Origin of the sequence: Plesiomonas sp. (assembly GCF_051650925.1) — a bacterium.
GTDB lineage: Bacteria > Pseudomonadota > Gammaproteobacteria > Enterobacterales > CAMTGL01 > Plesiomonas.
The window spans coordinates 1-19,317 of record NZ_JBOFRH010000542.1; the positions used below are offsets into that span (position 1 = coordinate 1).

The 19,317-nt window shown below is 47.0% G+C and carries 16 protein-coding genes; 14 read left to right on the forward strand and 2 right to left on the reverse strand.

What is annotated here, in order from left to right:
• The 5 genes from ACRC27_RS12865 to ACRC27_RS12885 form a co-directional block, all read left to right on the forward strand.
• The coding region (locus tag ACRC27_RS12865; protein ID WP_438640056.1) for a hypothetical protein at positions 1–387 on the forward strand (387 nt) is incomplete at its 5' end.
• 361 nt (positions 388–748) lie between these two features.
• Positions 749–1,366 (forward strand): hypothetical protein, encoded by a 618-nt coding sequence (locus ACRC27_RS12870; protein WP_438640057.1) that lies wholly within the window; start codon positions 749–751, stop codon positions 1,364–1,366.
• Positions 1,367–1,443: 77 nt separating this feature from the next.
• On the forward strand, positions 1,444–2,238 hold the full coding sequence (locus ACRC27_RS12875) for a hypothetical protein (RefSeq protein ID WP_438640058.1): 795 nt from the start codon (positions 1,444–1,446) through the stop codon (positions 2,236–2,238).
• A gap of 24 nt (positions 2,239–2,262) precedes the next feature.
• Positions 2,263–5,139, forward strand: coding sequence for an MSCRAMM family protein (locus ACRC27_RS12880; RefSeq protein WP_438640059.1), 2,877 nt, complete (start codon positions 2,263–2,265; stop codon positions 5,137–5,139).
• A gap of 94 nt (positions 5,140–5,233) precedes the next feature.
• On the forward strand, positions 5,234–5,662 hold the full coding sequence (locus ACRC27_RS12885) for a hypothetical protein (RefSeq protein ID WP_438631533.1): 429 nt from the start codon (positions 5,234–5,236) through the stop codon (positions 5,660–5,662).
• An 88-nt stretch (positions 5,663–5,750) separates the two neighbouring features.
• Here ACRC27_RS12885 and ACRC27_RS12890 read toward each other — a convergent pair whose 3' ends face one another.
• Together ACRC27_RS12890 and ACRC27_RS12895 are read right to left on the reverse strand one after the other, a co-directional pair.
• Positions 5,751–6,224, reverse strand: a complete 474-nt coding sequence (locus ACRC27_RS12890) for a hypothetical protein (RefSeq protein WP_438631535.1) — start codon at positions 6,222–6,224, stop codon at positions 5,751–5,753.
• Between the two features lie 771 nt (positions 6,225–6,995).
• Positions 6,996–8,381, reverse strand: a complete 1,386-nt coding sequence (locus tag ACRC27_RS12895; RefSeq protein WP_438622032.1) for a glycoside-pentoside-hexuronide (GPH):cation symporter — start codon at positions 8,379–8,381, stop codon at positions 6,996–6,998.
• 405 nt (positions 8,382–8,786) lie between these two features.
• On the opposite strand from ACRC27_RS12895, the gene araD reads away from it, so the two are divergent.
• The 9 genes from araD to ACRC27_RS12940 all read left to right on the forward strand — a co-directional run.
• A complete protein-coding gene (araD, locus tag ACRC27_RS12900; protein ID WP_438622033.1) occupies positions 8,787–10,535 on the forward strand; it encodes an L-arabinonate dehydratase in 1,749 nt (582 codons plus the stop codon).
• Between the two features lie 12 nt (positions 10,536–10,547).
• Entirely contained in the window at positions 10,548–11,369 is an 822-nt protein-coding gene (locus ACRC27_RS12905; protein WP_438640060.1) for an HpcH/HpaI aldolase family protein, read from the forward strand.
• Positions 11,369–12,271: an aldose 1-epimerase gene (locus ACRC27_RS12910; RefSeq protein WP_438640061.1), complete on the forward strand. Its 903-nt coding sequence runs from the start codon at positions 11,369–11,371 to the stop codon at positions 12,269–12,271. Before ACRC27_RS12905 ends, ACRC27_RS12910 begins: the two co-directional genes overlap by 1 nt.
• Positions 12,264–13,148 carry an SMP-30/gluconolactonase/LRE family protein gene (locus ACRC27_RS12915; protein WP_438640062.1) on the forward strand — a complete coding sequence of 295 codons (885 nt, stop codon included), beginning with the start codon at positions 12,264–12,266 and terminating at the stop codon, positions 13,146–13,148. The genes ACRC27_RS12910 and ACRC27_RS12915 overlap by 8 nt, the downstream gene beginning before the upstream one ends.
• Before the next feature lie 87 nt (positions 13,149–13,235).
• Complete coding sequence (locus ACRC27_RS12920) at positions 13,236–14,114, forward strand: NAD(P)-dependent oxidoreductase (RefSeq protein WP_438629833.1); 879 nt, start codon at positions 13,236–13,238, stop codon at positions 14,112–14,114.
• 61 nt (positions 14,115–14,175) lie between these two features.
• Positions 14,176–16,203: an alpha-glucosidase gene (locus ACRC27_RS12925; protein WP_438622038.1), complete on the forward strand. Its 2,028-nt coding sequence runs from the start codon at positions 14,176–14,178 to the stop codon at positions 16,201–16,203.
• A gap of 107 nt (positions 16,204–16,310) precedes the next feature.
• Positions 16,311–17,096 (forward strand): SDR family NAD(P)-dependent oxidoreductase, encoded by a 786-nt coding sequence (locus tag ACRC27_RS12930; protein ID WP_438622039.1) that lies wholly within the window; start codon positions 16,311–16,313, stop codon positions 17,094–17,096.
• Between the two features lie 136 nt (positions 17,097–17,232).
• Entirely contained in the window at positions 17,233–18,288 is a 1,056-nt protein-coding gene (locus ACRC27_RS12935; RefSeq protein WP_438640063.1) for a LacI family DNA-binding transcriptional regulator, read from the forward strand.
• A gap of 274 nt (positions 18,289–18,562) precedes the next feature.
• A partial coding sequence (locus ACRC27_RS12940) for a hypothetical protein (RefSeq protein WP_438640064.1) occupies positions 18,563–19,317 on the forward strand: 755 nt, incomplete at its 3' end.

Consider the following 19,317-nt stretch of genomic DNA (forward strand, 5'->3'; position numbering starts at 1 on the left):
GCAAAAACACAAGTGCATCGCGAAGGGGGAAGGGCCACATTATCGGCATCCGGTACTGCGCCAGCCGCCTCAATATGCCAGCTTGATGGCATCAATGATTTACAGACCTACGAAGCGTCTATTTCCGCAGTCGGTGATAAAGGGCTGGCATTTGTGGGCATGGAGCATGATATTCAGCCTAGACAAACGCACTCTGGAAAACCGTCTGCCGCACTGCAGGCCGACTTACACTTCTCTACCTCTAAACCTCAGATTAAAGACGGTGTTGCCATTTTTTATGTCGGAGGCAAACTGATGATCCCAGATAATATCGGCAAAGAGAGTTACGGCGAGTACAACACGGTTAACCCAATGGGTGTATTGCTTGATGGGGTGAGTAACTTGTAGTCATACTGCGTTTCGATTCTTTCAATATCCCCGCCCTTTTTTTCATCTCTGTGATAAATATCTTGATGTCTGTGTGGATGCACACAGACATTCTTACGTCAGTATCTTGCCGATTGCCGGTCAGTTTTTGCGTTAGAAGTTGTCAGCCTAAATCCTTTTTCGTTACGTAGACTTTGCGGTGATGGCTGTGAAGTCTGGCCATTAAAACATTCGGTATGGATAAAGATGTACTGCGGGAAAGACCTTAGTACGTCTCTTTGCTGAAATTCACGCCTTGGGTGATTTGGTGGGGTATCAGCCTGCATACCGTAAGCGCCGTGGAATACGGAAAGCCGTTAACCTCTTCCGGATAGGAAGAGACGTGAAGGAGATAAAGGATATGACAATGCATAAATCTATTCGTATTAGTGCGATCGCGACAGGTATGTTGTTCTTTGCTGGCAGTGCACTTGCACACACCGATGATGCGACAGTAAATGCTTACGCAGGTATTGCGCCCGTGTTAACACTTACCTGTACAGATTTAAACTTTGGTGTTTGGAAAGTGGCAATTGGTGGTCGTTCAAATGTAACAACGATCACGCTTGCGGCTGATGCAAATAATACAGCAACCTCTTCTGATAGTGGTGTAGCGTTATCGAAAGGCTATAGCCCAGCCACTGCGGGGGCATGTGACCTTACCGGTTCATTAGCGCTAGATGGTACATTGGCTGATGTTGTATTGAGTAACAATACCAATGTCGAGTTTATCGGGCAGGCATCCACGAAATTTGCGGCTGGTATTCTTAAACCCGCAGCTGATGCGGCGTTAAGAGCAACGGTAACAGCATCGACACTTACGCCGATTATCACGAATGGGACTGGCCGCTTTTATCTGGGTGGTGTACTGACTATTCCAAATAACTTAAATAAAAGTAACTACGGTGGATACATTACTAAAAATCTGATTGGTATCGTTGCAGACGACAAGCAAATATAACGAAAAATCAAGCACAACAGGCGTGAGCGTGTTGTGCTTTTTTAATGTGTGCCGCTGACATTCAGGAAGAGTAACAGATGGTTAAATCATTTTATTTGATGTGTTTTGTGTTGATGTTATTACCCGATGCTGAGGCCGCTTCACGCTTAGAGGGCGATAACGTTCTTTCGGTCGCGCTCTCTGATAATTTGGTCGTGCTTGATGACTCGCAGCGCTCCTCTTTTATCGAACTGGTTAATTTAGGGCGAACGCCGACTGAATTTGCGTTGCAGTCAATTAAATTTACCGGCGCGGCAACCGCCAAAGATGGGGCCGAGTTTATCCGTTGGGCACCAGAGCGGGCGCGCGTTCCGGCAAACCGGACACTGCCGATGCGGATCTCTGCCCGTAATCTTGAGCAACTTTCGCCCGGTGAATATGTGTTGCAAGTGAACGTATCGGCACAGCGCCGCCCGAATCCAGTTCGCAGCACTGAGGCACAAAATAAAGAGGCCAGTTCTGCCGTAGCGGTATCTATTCCGGTTGTACCTGTCTTACCGATCACTATTTATCTGCGCCATCAGATAGATACGCCGATGATCACCGCCCAACCGCTGGTCTATACCCCGAAAGACCCCGACTTTTTAGGCTACTTTCCCGTGACAAAAAAAATGGCTGGCGTCAGTTTTGTCGGCTTAGTGCAGCTGGTGGATAAAGCCACCGATGAAGTCGTCAGCAGCGGGCGGTTACACCTGCAACCGAGCAGCAAAGAGACAAAAGTGCGGATGCCACGTGGAAAATTTACCGCAAAAGCAAAAGGGAATTACTGCTTGAGAATTTGGGATCACTTCCCTGCACAAGGTGCACCGGCACAAGAGCAGTGCAGCAGCTGACGGTATTGCATTGTGACAAGAGTGATGCCCCTTCACCGACTGCTCGGGATCATATTACTGTTCGTATACTGCCTAAGCGTCAGTCAGCAGTTGTATGCCCGCAGTAATGTCGAGAACGGAGGTCGCGCGGAGAGTAATACAAATGGGGGGGATACGGCATTGGCAGCACCTGCTGAACCACTTGCTGCTGCGCCATTACCTTCTACTGCCGACGTTTCGATGCCAGAAAATGCAGATGTTGCCAATGCGCTAACGTGGTATTTGGCTGAACTGCACATTAACGGAAATGTTGCAGATGACTTTGTGGATGTGGGCGTTGATGCGGCAGGTCAGCTCTATTTACCTGCGGGCGCACTGCTACAGGCTGGCGAGGCGACGGTAGAGCAGCCTGACCCGACAACATTGCAGCTACGGATAAACAATACTGAGCAATTTTTAAATATTGATATCACTAAACAGCGTGTGGCGATGACCAGTGAAACGCGGCCATTGCATGATAGTGAAGTCATTGAACATGATGGGCAGGTTTTTGTTTTGTCCTCACTGTTTAACGCTGCATTTGAAGCTACTACGCAATTTTCTGCCGATATACAAACCTTAAATCTGACCACGACACGACCATGGCCGCGGGATCTGCGGGTAGCTCGCGAGTACCGTTGGCAAAATCCGCAAGAGAACGAAATTGATCCGGTTGAACCTGTGGTGGTTAATTATGACTACCAGCTTTTAGGATCACCACACGCTGATATTGATTTGGCATGGGGCATGAGCGCGCAAAATACATTCAGCAATCAGTACAATATGTTGTTAATGAGCGAAGCTTTGTACATGACTAATGTTCTGGTGACCAGCGGCTCGGCAGCAAAGCCATTTGAACATGTCAGACTACAATCGGGGCGGCAAGATTTACGCGGTAATGTGTTTGGTATCGCTTCCCTTTACGATGTGCAGTTTGGTGATGTGAGCGGGCAGAGCGTGCCGTTAGTCGGATCTGTTCCTGACGGGCGCGGTGTACGTTTTCAAGCTGCCCCACTTAGCCGGACAACCAATTTTGATGCCACTGAAATTGAAGGGGATGCCCCTGTGGGGTGGCAAGCTGAATTATATGTTGGCATGCAATTGTACAGTTTCCAGCAAATTGGCACCGATGGGCGTTTTCGTTTTACCAATATTCCGATTGGCTATGGTAGCAATCAGGTCAAAGTGGTGTTGTATGGCCCGCAAGGGCAGACGCGTGAAGTGAACTACCAAAAAGATATCAGTAGCAATATTGTGCCGCCGGGTGAATTTCAGTCATACGGCTATCTGGCACAAAACCAGCACACCATGCTGGGTATTGATGAAGAGAGCAGCCCAAACAGTCGACAAGTCGGCACAGTAGGCAATCTACAACTGGATTATGGCGTGAGCCATTGGCTGAGTATCGGCGCGTTTGTGGCGCGTAGCGAGTTGAATAACCGCAGCGTATTGCCGATGACGGATGCGCCAGTATCAGCCCTAACACCATTAGCCAATCTGTATTCTCCCAATCCCGTACTGCCACAGTATTCAGCAATAGCACAAGATTACTACGGGGTGGAATTGCGGCCGGTGCTTAATAATGTCAGTTTATTGGGGGGGATAGTGCAACAAAAAGGGGCTGGTCAAGGGTATTATGGCCGGATTTATGTGCCGTTGCGCTTTTTACCTCTGAGCATGGATTATGAGCATTATGCAGCTGATTATCTCTCTGCACATAGTTTATCGGGCATGGGATTGGTGCGTGATCGTATTAAAGCGCGTGTCGGGTTACCGCTCAACTCACTTACTGATGCGCTAGGCTATGCTTCGATAGCGTTGAGCACCGAACAGACCTACAGTGGCAATCAACAATTTGATGCTGAATTGAATTACAGTCATCGGCTAGGCCGTGTTTTTTTCACCCATTTTTTTGATTATCAACAGGAAAAAACACCAAACATTGCCAGTCAACCGGAAAAACAGTATCGATTATTAGCTTCCTACCAGCAAGATTTGTTCGATTTTCGCGCTGAAGCAGAATACAACCTTGGCCCACAAACCGCCTTTGAGTCTGCCAATTTCTCCGCATTGTGGCGCTATAACGATAATAACTCAGCCAGCGTTGCGTTGTCGTATACCCCACATGGTGGTGTGGGATCGGCGCTCTATATCAATCAGGACTTAAATTTTTCAACCCTGTCAGTGGGTGTCTCTCGAACCACAGAAGGGGAATATACTCTCTCTGCCGGATTAAGTTTTGAGTTAGGTTATCAATCTGATCAGGGGCTCACGTTGCAATCATCAAAGGATATGTACAGCGGCAGTGCCGCAGTGGTATTGCAAAAACAAGATGATGATGGTCAGATTTCACCGCTTAACCAGATAGGCATATCAGTCAATGACGTCAGTCAAGATAGACTTTCCGATCAATCAGGAAAAATAGTCTTAGGGAAATTAGCTGCCAATAATCCGGCTACCTTGAAAATAGATACCGACGCATTACCTGATCCATTTTTGATACCTGAATATCCGAAAGTTGAAATTTGGCCACGAGCAGGGCAGACCATACCCATTACACTTAAAGTGTTAAACAGTAAAACCATCAGTGGCGTGGTTCGGCGAAAAAATAGTCAGGGTGATAGCGTACCGATTGAGGGGATGAAAATACAGTTTCTGAATCTAAATGGGCGTGTACAGGCAGAAACAGAGACGTTATCAGACGGTTATTACAGTGTGGATTCGCTCTATATCGGTAAATGGCAACTGCGTATTAACCCACAGAACGTACTTTCTGCCGCGCAAAAAAAAGCGGTCACGTTACCCTTTAATATTATAAAGGGAAATCAAAGTAGTGATATTAACATAGCCGTTTTATCTGATGGGTCGGTAATAAGAGAATGACATGTTGATCTTTTTGCGAGGCGTTTTGTTGATTTTTATAACGATCTGCGGTCTGTTCAGTACTCCCGTATCGGCAGACTGCTCAGGCGTTCAGATGGAGATCCTCTCTCCCTTAAATTTTGGTTTATTACGGACAGTTAAAAACAGTACCGGATGGGCGATACTTGATGGAAATGGAGGCTACTTATTTTCCAACGGTGTAGTGCTCTCTAAGCGCCAGCAACCAATTCCTGCGCGGATTAAAATCACCGCACCGCCAAAGAGCCAGTTAATGCTGTATACTGCAATCTCTACACAGGATGTGGCAGCATCTGCACAATTAAAAGCCGTGACGTTATCTGCACAAAATACACCATTGAACAAACAGGGTAGTTATTGGCTATTACAAATGCCAGACTCGGCAAACACGACCGCAGAGCAAATATTGCTGATGGGTGGGGAGTTGTATTTACACTCTTCTATTGAGCGTTGGGATATGGGTGTGCAAATACAACTTCTGTGTCAGAGTGTGGATGTGGGATGATTTTTATTATAAAAACACTGTAATAGAGATATATATTGAAAATAAAATAGAGAGTGTTGATGCTCTCTATCTTGGTTGTTCTCAGCGTTTACCTCATAGAGCTTATCATCTTTGTAAATGAAAACCTATTAGGTTTATGAATTGTCATCAAATTTTTATTAGTGTTAATTTTACCGGTTCTGTTATCCGTTCGATAAACGAGCTCTGTTGCAATAAGTTTTGATTGTTCCTGTGTGCTAATTGTGCTCATTTTGTCAATGTTTTCTTTGATTTTATCAATTTTCCTGCTCTTTTTATCATGGATTTTTGATTTTTGATCGTCGAGAACCTGTCGTAGTTCATCTACGGTTTTGCCGTTCATCACCAGTTGAAGCTTCTTACGCGTACTTGCAGGTGTGAGTAGCAGCTTCTTTCTGCTAAAACTGTGAATATTCAATTTATCATCTGTTGTATTATCTAATCTTTTAAGCTTTTTCTTTAGGTTTGAACTTAATTTTTCGGTTGATTTAACTAACTGATTAAGTTGCTTTGAGCTAACTCTTGGTGTGCTTCTTATTTCCATGATATTTTCCCCTTGCTAATAAATGGAATTCTATTGTTAACAAAGTCTAATTGCTTGTTTTATTATCGTAAATTTAATTTTATGCTTAAAGCAAGGTTCTGTATTTTTTTTCATAAAATAACATGTAATTAAGACTGTTGAATATCAAGGGCATTTAAGCATTGAGTTACATAACTAATTGAAATTTAATTACATTAATTCCGTTCTGAAGGTATGAGATGTTTAGCGCTCATTGATGTTATAAAGCAATTAGGTTAATTGATTTCAGATTTTTATATACTTTAAAATATCATAGGGTATGAAAGTATTATATTCTAATAATCATTAAATAAACCGTAAGGTAGATATCCAGAAAAATCATTAGACAGGGTTTTAGTTAACTTAAATATTTTCGTTCATTATGATTGTCCATTTTATTTTGTTGATGTTTTTCAAGTAACAGCAGTGATGAATTTAATGTGGCGACCTCTTTTCTGTAATATGTAATAATGTCTTCTATTGTTGAACTAGGCGGGCAGCAGTACGATGTTCTTGATTCACTTACTCTCATAATGATCTCTTGACGTTATATGATATTTTCTAAACATGTGGCATTCATTAGCGAGCGTTATTTTGCTTGGTAATTAAATCTTGTCAATGCTTATTTTAATTTCTTGCAATGCAATTTCTTTCTTATTTTGTATGAACTAATGTATTGATTACTGAAAATAAAATAGCCTGATCCTATATTCAGATCAGGCTATTTTCGTTATCTGTTGTTATAGATTGTTATCAGGCCGAATGCTGTCTTTTCTCCAGATCTTGAATTATTTTCTTATAAAAAGATTCATTTAAGGTATAGAACAAACCAATAATCACGGCGGTAATAACAGCTAATGTGGCCGGATAGATAAAAATCAGACCGGTAATGCCTGCTTTAGCATGAGCAGTCTGATCAATGTTCGGCACATAACCCACCATCGCCAATGCAAAACCGGGAATAAAACCGGCAATAGCTTGTGAGCATTTACGGAAGAATGTCATGCCACAATAGACTAATCCTTCGGTACGCATATTGGTTTTCCATTCACCGTATTCAACGGTATCGGAAACAAATGCCCAGTTTAAACTGTTAACAAACGCAGAGCCAAAGAAGGCCAAACTGGTGAACGCGACATAGCTGGCAACACTGCCACCAATGAAGAAATTCATAATATCACCGGCCGCCCACAGCACTAACCCCGCAATGTAGACTGGTTTTTTCCCAAACCGTCTTACCATGGAAGGCACCATTAGCACGCCGATATAAATACAGCCCATACTGACAAAGCTCATATAGGCAACCATAGAGACATCGCCCAGAACGTATTGTGCGTAGAAAACTTGTACTGCCAATTTAACGTTAAATGCAGAGAGCGTCAGTAAGTTCGCGATAGCCAGAATAAGCAGAGGTTTATTCTGCATAACGGCTTTGATGCCCTCTTTCACATTGCTACCACCATTCGCTGCAGGTGGCTGTTCGACCACATAGCGCTCTTTGACATTGGCATAACAATACAGTGCCGCTAAAACACCAATCAGTGTATAGATAAAGGCCGCTACGATATAACCGGTTTCACTGTTGTTAAACAACAGAACAATCGGCATAAAACCAACGGTGCAGAGTAATAAACCGGTATTTGCACCACCTTGTCGCCAAGCTGCTAGTTCTGCACGGTCTTGTGAGTTTTTTGTCATTGAGGGCACCATTGCCCCGTAGGTGGCATTCCCCAAACTGAAAAACAGACCAAAACACATGAAGCAGACAATAAACAGCACTGTTTTTGCCGTAGTGCCTAGCTCAAAGTTCCAGAACAACAGTAAGTTAAAGATCAGCAGCGGAATGGTTGTCCATAATAGAAAAGGGCGGAACTTTCCGCGCGGCCCCACTTTTTTCCGGCTATCAAGTAACATGCCGGTGCCCAGATCGGTAAAGCCAGTAAAAACTTTGGCCACCAGAAATATTACGCCAGCCCAAGCGGCTGGAATGCCCGCCTCATCGGTCAGAAATTTCAATAAATAGAGGGTAGTGATATCAAGAATAAAGTTATAACCAAAATCACCTACCCCGTAGGCAAATTTCTCTTTAAACGGCAATCGCACATCGGCGTTGTGTGTTGTGTTTTCCTGCGAGCTCATAAACATCTCCGTCAAGGGGGTCTGACTGTGATGGATCGGGTGAAATACCACGTGCAGATACTTTTTACTTCTCGTGGTCAGTATCCTTTCTATATTGCTTTATCATAGCGCTGCGAAAGAATGTTGATCGTAGCGGTATGATAGAGGCTTGGCAACGCCGAATCTGCACACAGAGTGAGCGATACTTCACGAAAATATAAATCCCTTTTTTCGCTGCTGGCTAGCACTTAAAAGGGGGGTATACCTAATTAAACACCGCTAAAATGTGATGCCTCTCAGTTTATATCCGCTTTTTTCATGCAGTTGGTGATACATAGCCCAGTTTTGACTCTTGTGTCTTTCAGTATTATTTCGTAGCGCTATTATTTGGATATTGATTATACGGTTTACAGCAGGATTTAGGATATGTCGTCTACGCCATCGAGCAAAAAATCGCTATCAGCGCTGCGTAGTCAGCGCTGGTATGCCCCAAACAGCATTCGGGCATTTGCCCATCGTCAACGTACCCAGCAAATGGGCATGCGACGTGAAGAGTTTATGGATAAACCGGTGATCGGGATTATCAATACTTGGAGTGACATGAGCCCGTGTCATTCACACTTGCGTGAGCGTGCCGAAGCGGTAAAGCGCGCGGTATGGGCTGCTGGAGGTTATCCGGTGGAGCTACCGGCACTCTCTGTAGGTGAAGTATTGGTCAAACCGACCACCATGCTGTACCGCAATTTATTGGCGATGGAGACCGAAGAGCTGTTGCGATCGCACCCGATTGATGGCGCGGTACTGCTTGGCGGGTGTGATAAGTCGACACCTGCAATGCTGATGGGCGCTATCAGTATGGATTTGCCGGTGATTTTCTGTCCGGCAGGCCCGATGTCAAATGGTAAATGGCGCGGTGTTACTACTGGTGCGGGTACGCATACTAAAAAGTACTGGGATCAGCTGCGCCTTGGTGCTATCACCCAGCATGATTGGGTTGAACTTGAAGGCGCGATGACCCGCTCTATCGGCACCTGTAACACTATGGGTACCGCATCAACCATGACCTCAATTGCCGATGCAATCGGATTTATGCTGCCCGGTGCGTCAAGCATTCCGGCGGCTGACTCGCGGCATGTTCAAATGGCCTCACAGTGTGGCACCCGTATTGTCGATATGGTGTGGGAAGATCACAAACCCTCTACATGGCTGACCCGTGAACACTTTGAAAATGGTATCGCCGTGTATATGGCGCTTGGCGGCTCAACTAACGCTGCCATTCATCTGATTGCCATGGCGCGGCGTGCCGGTATTGATATTACGTTGGATGATATGGCTGCTGCCGCAACCCGTATTCCGGTACTCGCCAATTTATTCCCTTCCGGCAATCATCTGATGGAAGATTTTTTCTTTGCCGGCGGCCTATTGGCACTGCAAAAGAAAATCGCCCCGTTTATGCATTTAGCGTGTGCCGGAGTCAGCAAGCAGCCGCTCGGTGAGCTGCTTGAAAACACAACCTGCTATGACGATGAAGTGATCCGCAGTATGGATAATCCGGTTGTGGCACTGGAGAAAGGGGCAACACTGGCAGTACTTAAAGGCAACCTCTGTCCGAACGGCGCAGTAATGAAGTCATCAGCTGCCAACCCGCGTTATCGTCAGCACACCGGCCCAGCACTGGTGTTTGATACCCATGAAGCGCTTTCGCGCATGATAGATGACCCTGATCTTGATGTAACTGCCGATACGGTGGTGATTTTGCGAAATGCCGGCCCCGTGGGTGCGCCGGGCATGCCAGAGTGGGGCAATTTACCTATCCCGAAAAAACTGCTTGAACAGGGTGTGACCGATATGGTGCGGATCTCTGATGCGCGCATGAGCGGTACACACTACGGTAGCTGTGTGTTGCATGTATCACCAGAAGCGGCGGTTGGCGGGCCATTGGGGTTAGTGAAAACCGGTGATCTTATTCAACTGGATATCAGTGCCGGAACGCTGAATATGCTGGTCAGTGATGAAGAGCTGGCAGTGCGTCGCGCCGCGTTTACGCCGGTTCATCACCAGTATAACCGCTCTTTTGCCGCGCTCTATCAGCAGCATGTTACGCAGGCCCATGAAGGGTGTGATTTTGATTTTCTGCAATCGGCAGAGTCGGTACGTGAACCGGATATTTTCTAAAGGAACTGAGCAATGAACTTGTTACATAATCAATTCAAACAGTGGTTACAACAACAACGCCAACCGGTTCCGGTAGGAACATGGATGATGACCGCTAGTGCCGCCGTTTCCGAAGCGCTCGGGTTTGCCGGTTTTGACTTTCTTGTGTTGGATATGGAGCACGTACCGGTTGACTCCGCTGATGCGGTCACGCTGCTAAGAACACTGGCGGGAACGCCGGTAAATCAGGGGCAGGTGGTGGTGCGGTTACCGTGGAATGACCCGATTATCGTAAAACGGATGCTCGATGGCGGTGCTACCACCTTAATGTTCCCGTTCATTCAAAATGCCCAAGAAGCTGCCGCGGCGGTTGCCTCAACCTGCTACCCGATTGCCGATAACGGTGGTACTCGCGGATGTGCGGCGGTTCACCGTGGCAGCCGTTATGGACAGGTCCCCGACTACCTTCAACAGGCTAACGCCGCAAACTGCGTGATTGTGCAGATAGAAACCCCCGAAGCGCTGGAGCGATTGCCTGAAATTGCCGCAGTAGAAGGGGTGGATGCGATTTTCATTGGTCCGGGCGATTTATCGGCCAATATGGGGCATTTGGGCAATGTTGCTCACCCTGATGTACAAAGCGCACTGCAACAGGGCATAACTCTCTGCCACCAGCTAGGGAAACCGTGCGGTATTGTACTGGGTAATCCAGAGATGGTTCGCGGCGCAATAGCCATGGGTTATGACTTTGTGGCAATTGGCTCAGACATGAGCATGTTACTGGCCCGTGCACGCGAACAACTGGCCGCCGTGCGCGGTGATAACGTACAAACCCAAAGTGGTGGCGTGTACTGATGCTAAACCGTGCACCGTTAACCCTGACCTGTGGCCCAATGCGGTTGGAGATCACCGCCGCATACGGCGGCGCTATCAGCGCATTACGTTATCGTGATACGGATATCTTGCGCCCCTTACCGGCCGGACAAACCGCCGCAAATCAGGCGGGCAGTTTTCCGTTAGTCCCGTTTTCAAACCGGATTGCCTATGCCCAGTGTAGGGTTGACGATGCACTCGTGCAGTTGACCCCCAATTTTGACGGTCATGCGCATGTCATACACGGCAATGGCTGGCAATCTTGCTGGCAGGTTGAACAAGCAAGCCAAACCAACGCAGTACTCACCTTTGAACACGATGCACTCAGTGCCGCGAAGCTGGGTGCATGGCCCTGGCCGTTTAAGGCAACCCAGTATTTTACGTTGACAGCAGACAGCCTGCATCTTTCGCTGAGTATTCAAAATAATGCCGACCATCCGACACCGGTTGGATTGGGTTTCCACCCTTACTTTGCTGATGCTGCTGAAGCCTTATTGCAAATGCAGACAAACGGCGTATGGCTGAACAGTGAAGAGATGCTGCCGTTTGCCCATACTCCGGTGCCTGAACAGTGGGATTACACACAGGCACAAGCAGCCCGTTTAGGATCAGTGGATAACTGTTTTACCGGTTGGCAGGGCAGCGCTCGGATTATCTGGCCAAAAAAAGGCTTACAAGCGGAGTTGAGTGCGCCGGATGTATCGCATGTTGTGTTGTTTATCCCCCCAGTAGAAAAAAACTTTATTGCCGTTGAGCCGGTCAGTCATGTCAATAACGCGATCAATCTTTGGCCTGACCAGCAGACCGAAGGCGCAATGCAGCGTCTGGCAGCCGGTGATGTCTTCACACTGAATATGCAAATTAAGGTGACGCCTTATGTGTAAACCGACACCGTTATTCGACTATATCGGCCATCTGCCAGAGTGCCCAACTTGGTCGGCAGAGAACAACACCCTGTATTGGACCGATATTATTGAAAAACAGTTGCACAGTTATCAGTTAAGCAGCGCGAGCCATCAGATTTTATCGTTTTCAGAAGAGATCGGCTGTTTTGCCCTGCGTGAAAATGGCGGTTTTATTCTGGCCATGCGTAGCGGCATTTATCTGGCTGATAGCCGTGGGAAGATAGAGAAAAAAGTGAGCGACAACCCTAACAACCCGCAATTAGCCCGATTTAATGATGGTGGCGTTGATCAATTGGGCCGCTTTTATGCTGGCACCTATTGGAGCCCGCGCGATTATAACGGCGCACTGCTCTGCCGTGTGGATGCGACATTGAATACGAAGGTGATCCAGAGCGATATTCTGGGCGCAAACGGCTTGGCATTCAGCCCCGATATGGCGTGGATGTACACCACCGATACCCCGAACCATGTGATGTACCGCACACCGCTTGATCCGATCACCGCCGAACCGGGCGTTCGTAGCCTGTTTAAACGCTTTCCTGTCGGTAACGGCCGTCCTGACGGCGCAGCGATGGATGTAGAAGGTTGTTACTGGAGCGCCTTGTTTGACGGTCACCGGATTGTGCGTATCTCCCCTCAGGGTGACGTACTTGAAGAGTACGCTCTGCCGGTACGCTGCCCGACGATGGTCTGTTTTGGCGGTGAAGACATGCGAACGCTGTTTATCACCACCACGCGCGAAAATATGAGCGCAGAAGAGTGTGCTGATCGGCCATTATCCGGCGCAATTTTCAGTATGCGCACACAGGTAGCGGGTTTACGAAAGCCGCTGTTTTGTGAAGCGAATCAAAAATAACCCAAAAGATCTGACATCAAGGGATCTGAGCCCAAGCGTTCTCAACCCCATTATTTTGAAAAAGATACCTGAAAAAGAGAGCTGAATATGAGTATCAAAACCGTTGGATTTATCGGTCTTGGCCTGATGGGCGAAGCCATGAGTAAGAACATTGTGGCCAAGTTTGGTGGTGATGTCTGGGTCTTTGATGTGAACCCACAAGCGATTGCTACCCTCGTCTCTGCGGGTGCAACCGCCGCAAGTTCTATTGCCGACATCGCTCAGCGCTGTGATGTCATTATCTCGATGGTACCCAAATCCGAGCATGTGCAGGCAGTGTACCGTGAACTGCTACCACACTTGCATGCCGGTCAGATAACACTCGATATGTCGACCATAGACCCAGAGGTATCGGTAGAACTGGCCCGTCAGGTGCAGCAAACCGGTGCGCAGATGCTCGATGCGCCCGTCGTCAAATCCGTACCTGCTGCCATTGCTGCCGAACTGGGCATTTATGTTGGCGGTGATCTGGCCGCTTATCAGCGCGTTCGCCCTTTATTGGCGATGATGGGCAACAACATTATCCATTTAGGGGATAACGGCCGCGGGTTGGTGATGAAACTGTGCCATAACACACTGGTTGCGCAGATCCAAAATGGCGTGAATGAGATGCTGACACTGGCACACCAATTTGGGATCTCCACACCTGATTTTGCCACGGCCGCCTCATACGGTGGGGCAAGCAACTTCTACCTGAGCGGCAAACTCAATGCTCTGAGCGAAGAGAACTACCAGACGGCGTTCTCCTTGCAAAACATGGGCAAGGACATTGACTGCACCTTGCGCTTGATGCGCGATCCGGCACTGAATCTGCCAGGGGTCGACACCGTGAAAGCCGTGTATGACTACGCCATTGCCCACGACATGGGCCCAGAAGATTTTTGTGCCACTATCAAAGCGGTCAAGGCCCGAGCAGTGAGTGCTTAACTGCGCGAAGAGATATTGCCATAACATAATAAGATCACAATAAAATTAGGGATAAACAACCATGCAGATTAATCAGACCACTGACGGTTTTACACTGACCCATCAAGGAAAAATCCTGTTTAGCCACTCAAGCAGTGCGCCGGCCATTTTTCTGGGCTGCGGCAATGAAAAAATGGAGATTTACCGTGGGAATTTTGAGATAGAAGACTACCTTGAAACCCGCGTCGCGCTGGCTCATGCCGAGCTTTGTGAGGTCAACGGTCAACTACAAGTCAACTTTGCCACCGCCCCAACGCTGCCGGCCGTGCTTACTATGCACATCCACTTACAAGATAGCGATGTGACTCTTGCGCTGACCGCGCTGGATGAGCGCTACAACCGTTTCTGGTGCCGTCTTCCCGCCGAGAAAAAAGAGCACATCTGGGGCTGTGGTGAGCAGATGTCCTATTTTGATCTGCGTGGCCGCCACTTCCCACTCTGGACTTCAGAGCCGGGTGTTGGCCGTGATAAATCAACCGAGCTGACTTGGCGAGCGGATGTAACCGGTAAATCAGGCGGTGACTACTACCACACCAACTACCCGCAGCCGACCTTTGTTTCATCACGCAAATACAGCTGTCATGTTGAAACCACAGCGTATGCCGATTTTGATTTTCGCAATGACCACTTCCATGAATTACAAGTCTGGGCTATCCCCGCTGAGATCCAACTAAAAACAGCAGAGAGCTATTTAGGTCTGGTGGAAAAACTTTCGGCTCAGTTTGGCCGTCAGCCAATGTTGCCAGAGTGGGTTTACCAAGGCGCTATTTTGGGATTAAAAGGCGGTGAAGTGAACACCTTCAGCCGGCTGGAAAATGCCATCAACCATGGTATTAAAGTTTCAGGCGTATGGAGCGAAGACTGGTGCGGCCTACGTGTTACCTCATTTGGTAAGCGCCTGTTCTGGGATTGGGATTGGAAACATCATCAGGATCGCTACCCGAATCTGCCGGAAAAAATTCAGCAACTGCAAGAGAAGGGTATCCAGTTTTTAGCCTACGTTAACCCGTATTTATGTGATGATGGCGCACTGTTCCCTGTTGCCAAAGAGCACGGCTACATGGCGTTGGATAAAGACGGTAACGTTGCCTTAGTTGATTTTGGTGAATTTGACTGTGGTGTGATTGACTTTACCAACCCTGCTGCCATGGCATGGTTCCGTGATACCGTTATCCGCCAGAATATGCTGGATCTGGGCATTAAAGGCTGGATGGCTGATTTTGGTGAATACCTGCCGACCGACAACATCTACCTGAAAAACGGTGTAGATGCCAAACTGATGCACAACGCATGGCCAACACTGTGGGCACAATGCAACGCAGAAGCCATTGAGATGAATGGGCAAACTGGCGATGCGCTGTTCTTTATGCGTGCCGGTTATACCGGTGTACAAAAACACTGTCCGCTGCTGTGGGCCGGTGATCAGTCAGTAGACTTTACCCGCCACGATGGTCTGGTGACCGTGATCTCTGGTGCACTCTCATCTGGCATGCTCGGTAATGCCTATCACCATTCGGATATTGGTGGTTACACCTCACTGTTTGGCAACCGCCGTACCAAAGAGCTGTTTGACCGCTGGGTTGAGATGAGCGCCTTCACACCGGTTATGCGTACCCATGAAGGTAACCGTCCGGATGAGAACTTCCAGTTCGATCAAGACGGTGGCACGCTGGCGCACTTTGCTCGCATGACCCGTATTTACTGCCACCTGACCCCGTACCTGCGATCACTCTCAGCCGAAGCGGCTGAGAAAGGCTATCCGGTACAGCGCGCCCTGATGCTGCACTTTGAGCATGATCCGGAAACCTACGCAATGCAGGATCAGTACCTGTATGGCGCAGAATTACTGGTCGCACCGGTGCATAAAGCGGATGTCAGTGAGTGGACCACTTACCTGCCTGTTGGCGAGCAGTGGACACATGTCTGGAGCGGCCAAACCTTCACTGGCGGGCAGCGGGTTACTCTGCCTGCACCTGTTGGCCAGCCTCCAGTATTCTACCGTGCCAATAGCCCGTGGAAAGATCTCTTCGCGGGAATAGCAGCACTGTAATGCAGGTTCAGTGTGGGTGAGATCTATTGCGTTCATCCACACTGATATCATACAAAATCGAACCGAATTTAAGATCAAAAAAACGCATTCAAAGGGAATGAATTGTTATGAATTATACTGATATTGCCCGTTATCCCTCTTTGCGAGATCGCATTATCTTTATTTCCGGTGGTGCTTCGGGTATTGGTGCCGCCTATGTTGAGGCTTTTTTGGCGCAGGGCGCGAAGGTTGCCTTTATTGATTTTGACAGCAACACTGCCGATGAGCTGGTGTGCCGTTTAAACAGTGATAACCTCTACTTTCAGTTCTGTGATGTGCGCGATATCAACTTACTGCGCCAATGTATCGCTAATGTCGAAGCGCGTTGGGGCGGTATTGATGCCTTGTTTAATAATGCCGCCCGCGATGATCGCCATAATATGATGGATGTCACCCCAGAGTATTGGGATGAGCGGATGCAAACCAACCTGCGTCACCAGTTCTTTGCAGCCCAAGCCGTTGCGCCAATGATGGCCCGTCGAGGTGGTGGCGTGATTATCAACATGGGCTCAATCTCATGGATGCGTGGTCGCGATGGCATGGTCTGTTACACTACCCCTAAGGCCGCCATTCACGGTTTAACCCGCACCTTGGCGCGTGAGTTGGGTGAGAAAAATATCCGCGTCAACAGTCTGGTTCCTGGCGCTATCCGGACTGACAGACAAGATGCGATGTGGGCAAATAATCCAGCCGGTTTTGCCAGTGCGAACCAAGATTTTCTGGATCGCCAAATGCTCAAGTTCCGTCTTGACGCGACAGATTGCGCACGTATGGCGCTGTTTTTAGCCTCAGATGAGAGCCGTGGTTGTACCGGCCAAGACTTTATTGTTGATGCAGGCTTGTCTATCCAATAACGTGAGCAGTAAACTGCGATAACAACCATGACTCTGTTATACTCAGCCAAGGTTGTTATCGTGACACATTGAGTGAAACTGAGCACCTTGAGGTGCTTTTTTTATGCCGCCGGTTTACCCCGGTCATTGAGGAATTATGCCATCAGAGATCAAGAAAACCCGTAATCGTCGTGGCACTGATCGCGCCACTATGTCTGATGTGGCAAAAAAAGCACAGGTTTCCCCCAGTACGGTGTCGCTTTACTTGCGTCAACCCGATGCAGTATCGGATAAATTACAGACTAAAATTCAAACCGCCATTGATGCATTAAGTTATGTACCCAATCGCTTTGCCGGCAGTCTGGCTGCGGCTAGCAGTCGGGTAATTGCAGTGATCATTCCCTCTATTGCCAACAGTTTTTTTGCGCGTACCCTTGAGGAGATCCAAGCTCAATGTGAACAGGCCGGTTACAGCGTGCTGCTGGGAAACTCTAATTACCGCGAAGAGGAAGAGGAGCGCTTGGTTCGTACTTTCTTACAATGGGCACCTGCAGCAATGATCGTGACTGGGGTGCACCACAATGCGGCAACATACCAACTGCTCAAATTCTCCGGCATTCCGGTTGCACAAATGTGGGATTTGGGCGGTGAACCTTTGAGCTTACAAGTTGGCTTTGATCACCAGCAAGCTGGCGCTGATGCCACCGAACATCTCTACCGTGGTGGTTGCCAGCATGTTCTGTTTATGGGAACCCGTCTGACGCACGATCACCGCGCCAATGCGAGAGCCAGTGGCTATACTCGCTGCGTAGCCCAGTATGCACAGCATTTACCTCAAATTATTGATCTGCCTTTACAGCATAATGTACAAGAGGCCGCAAAAACATTCATGGCGGCACTGGCTAGAGATCCCACTATTGATGGTGTTGTCTGTTCCAATGATATCATTGCGTTAAGTCTCTTAAATGAGGCACAGCGGCGTAATATTGCTATCCCTGCTCGTTTGGCGGTGGTAGGTTTTGGTGATCATGAATTAGCTGAATGCGCTTATCCGCAACTGACATCTATTCGCTTACACCCAGAGCAAATTGGTACACAACTCATTCGGGCACTCTTACTGGCTATTGAACAGCCAGAAAAAGCGAAACAAACACCTCAAATTATTGATGTTGGTTTTGAATTGATACCCCGTCAAACCTCTAATATCCGCTAATATATTCCAATCTCTTTTTTCTAATTAATGCATGTAAACCCAATAAAGCCATTGTAGCTTATTGGGTTTTTTTGTTTTAAATATCTCTTTTACCTTTCTTCATTATCTTTTCTCGATGTATTTTTAAAATCAATCTGTTTTTTTATGAATAAAGATGACTTCTGGAATTAAGATTGGTATCAATGTGATAATTATTATTCTCGATTGTTGCTGACTTGTTCGTGAATGATAAATTTAGAAGTGAAAATATTAGTTTATTAAAGAGAGGCTTATTATGATTGGTATATCAAGGCTGTTATCTGGATCTAATATTAAAAACACTGAACTCTCTATGGAGAGCCTAAAGTCTGAAAAGAGTGAGTTAAAACGTAGCATTAAGGAATTAAAACGGCTTAATGGCCAGGTAAAACCTCGGAATAGCTTAATCCATCGATTTTTAGGGGCGAAACTATCCCCACAAAAAATAAATGTGCGGGTAAGGGCGCGGTTTATTTCATCCGTTAAGCGAACGTATGGATCTTCTAATGAGGAAATAAATAATAAACATAATGGATTAATACTCCGCCTGAGTAAAAGCAATTCAATGGCATTGCAGAGGAAAACTAAATTATTAAATGATATTAAATCTTTAAAGCATGAAATAAATAAAGATCTAGCTGTTTTAGCGAGTGAAAAAATGGCGATAATGAGTAACGAATCGGCTAATGATTTATTTCCTGAACAGCGTAGTGGTCCGCGTCCTGATGTGCCAATTAGAAATATTTCATTTCAATTTCATTCGCCAGAAGAAACAATTAAGCCTATAACAGAAAATCTGTTAGATGATATTCAAAAAGCGCTGAGTGCAATAAAAAATAAATCAGAAGATCATATCTATGATCAGCATGTTTATGAAGAGATAAAACCAAATTATATTTATATAAATGAACGTAATGAAAATATCTCTTCTTTGAGAAGAGAGTCCGGTAGTGACTCTGGGTATGACTCTCCAGCTGAAGCTAGCCCTTATCTACCGATGGATAAGTTTAG

Excerpts from the sequence above, each read along its gene's own strand:
- ACRC27_RS12890 (WP_438631535.1), bottom strand. The coding sequence starts at position 6,224 with ATGGAAATAAGAAGCACACCAAGAGTTAGCTCAAAGCAACTTAATCAG.
- ACRC27_RS12875 (WP_438640058.1), top strand. The coding sequence starts at position 1,444 with ATGGTTAAATCATTTTATTTGATGTGTTTTGTGTTGATGTTATTACCC.
- ACRC27_RS12925 (WP_438622038.1), top strand. The coding sequence starts at position 14,176 with ATGCAGATTAATCAGACCACTGACGGTTTTACACTGACCCATCAAGGA.
- ACRC27_RS12910 (WP_438640061.1), top strand. The coding sequence starts at position 11,369 with ATGCTAAACCGTGCACCGTTAACCCTGACCTGTGGCCCAATGCGGTTG.
- ACRC27_RS12915 (WP_438640062.1), top strand. The coding sequence starts at position 12,264 with ATGTGTAAACCGACACCGTTATTCGACTATATCGGCCATCTGCCAGAG.
- ACRC27_RS12885 (WP_438631533.1), top strand. The coding sequence starts at position 5,234 with ATGGAGATCCTCTCTCCCTTAAATTTTGGTTTATTACGGACAGTTAAA.
- ACRC27_RS12935 (WP_438640063.1), top strand. The coding sequence starts at position 17,233 with ATGCCATCAGAGATCAAGAAAACCCGTAATCGTCGTGGCACTGATCGC.
- ACRC27_RS12880 (WP_438640059.1), top strand. The coding sequence starts at position 2,263 with ATGCCCCTTCACCGACTGCTCGGGATCATATTACTGTTCGTATACTGC.
- ACRC27_RS12920 (WP_438629833.1), top strand. The coding sequence starts at position 13,236 with ATGAGTATCAAAACCGTTGGATTTATCGGTCTTGGCCTGATGGGCGAA.
- ACRC27_RS12895 (WP_438622032.1), bottom strand. The coding sequence starts at position 8,381 with ATGAGCTCGCAGGAAAACACAACACACAACGCCGATGTGCGATTGCCG.
- araD (WP_438622033.1), top strand. The coding sequence starts at position 8,787 with ATGTCGTCTACGCCATCGAGCAAAAAATCGCTATCAGCGCTGCGTAGT.
- ACRC27_RS12930 (WP_438622039.1), top strand. The coding sequence starts at position 16,311 with ATGAATTATACTGATATTGCCCGTTATCCCTCTTTGCGAGATCGCATT.
- ACRC27_RS12905 (WP_438640060.1), top strand. The coding sequence starts at position 10,548 with ATGAACTTGTTACATAATCAATTCAAACAGTGGTTACAACAACAACGC.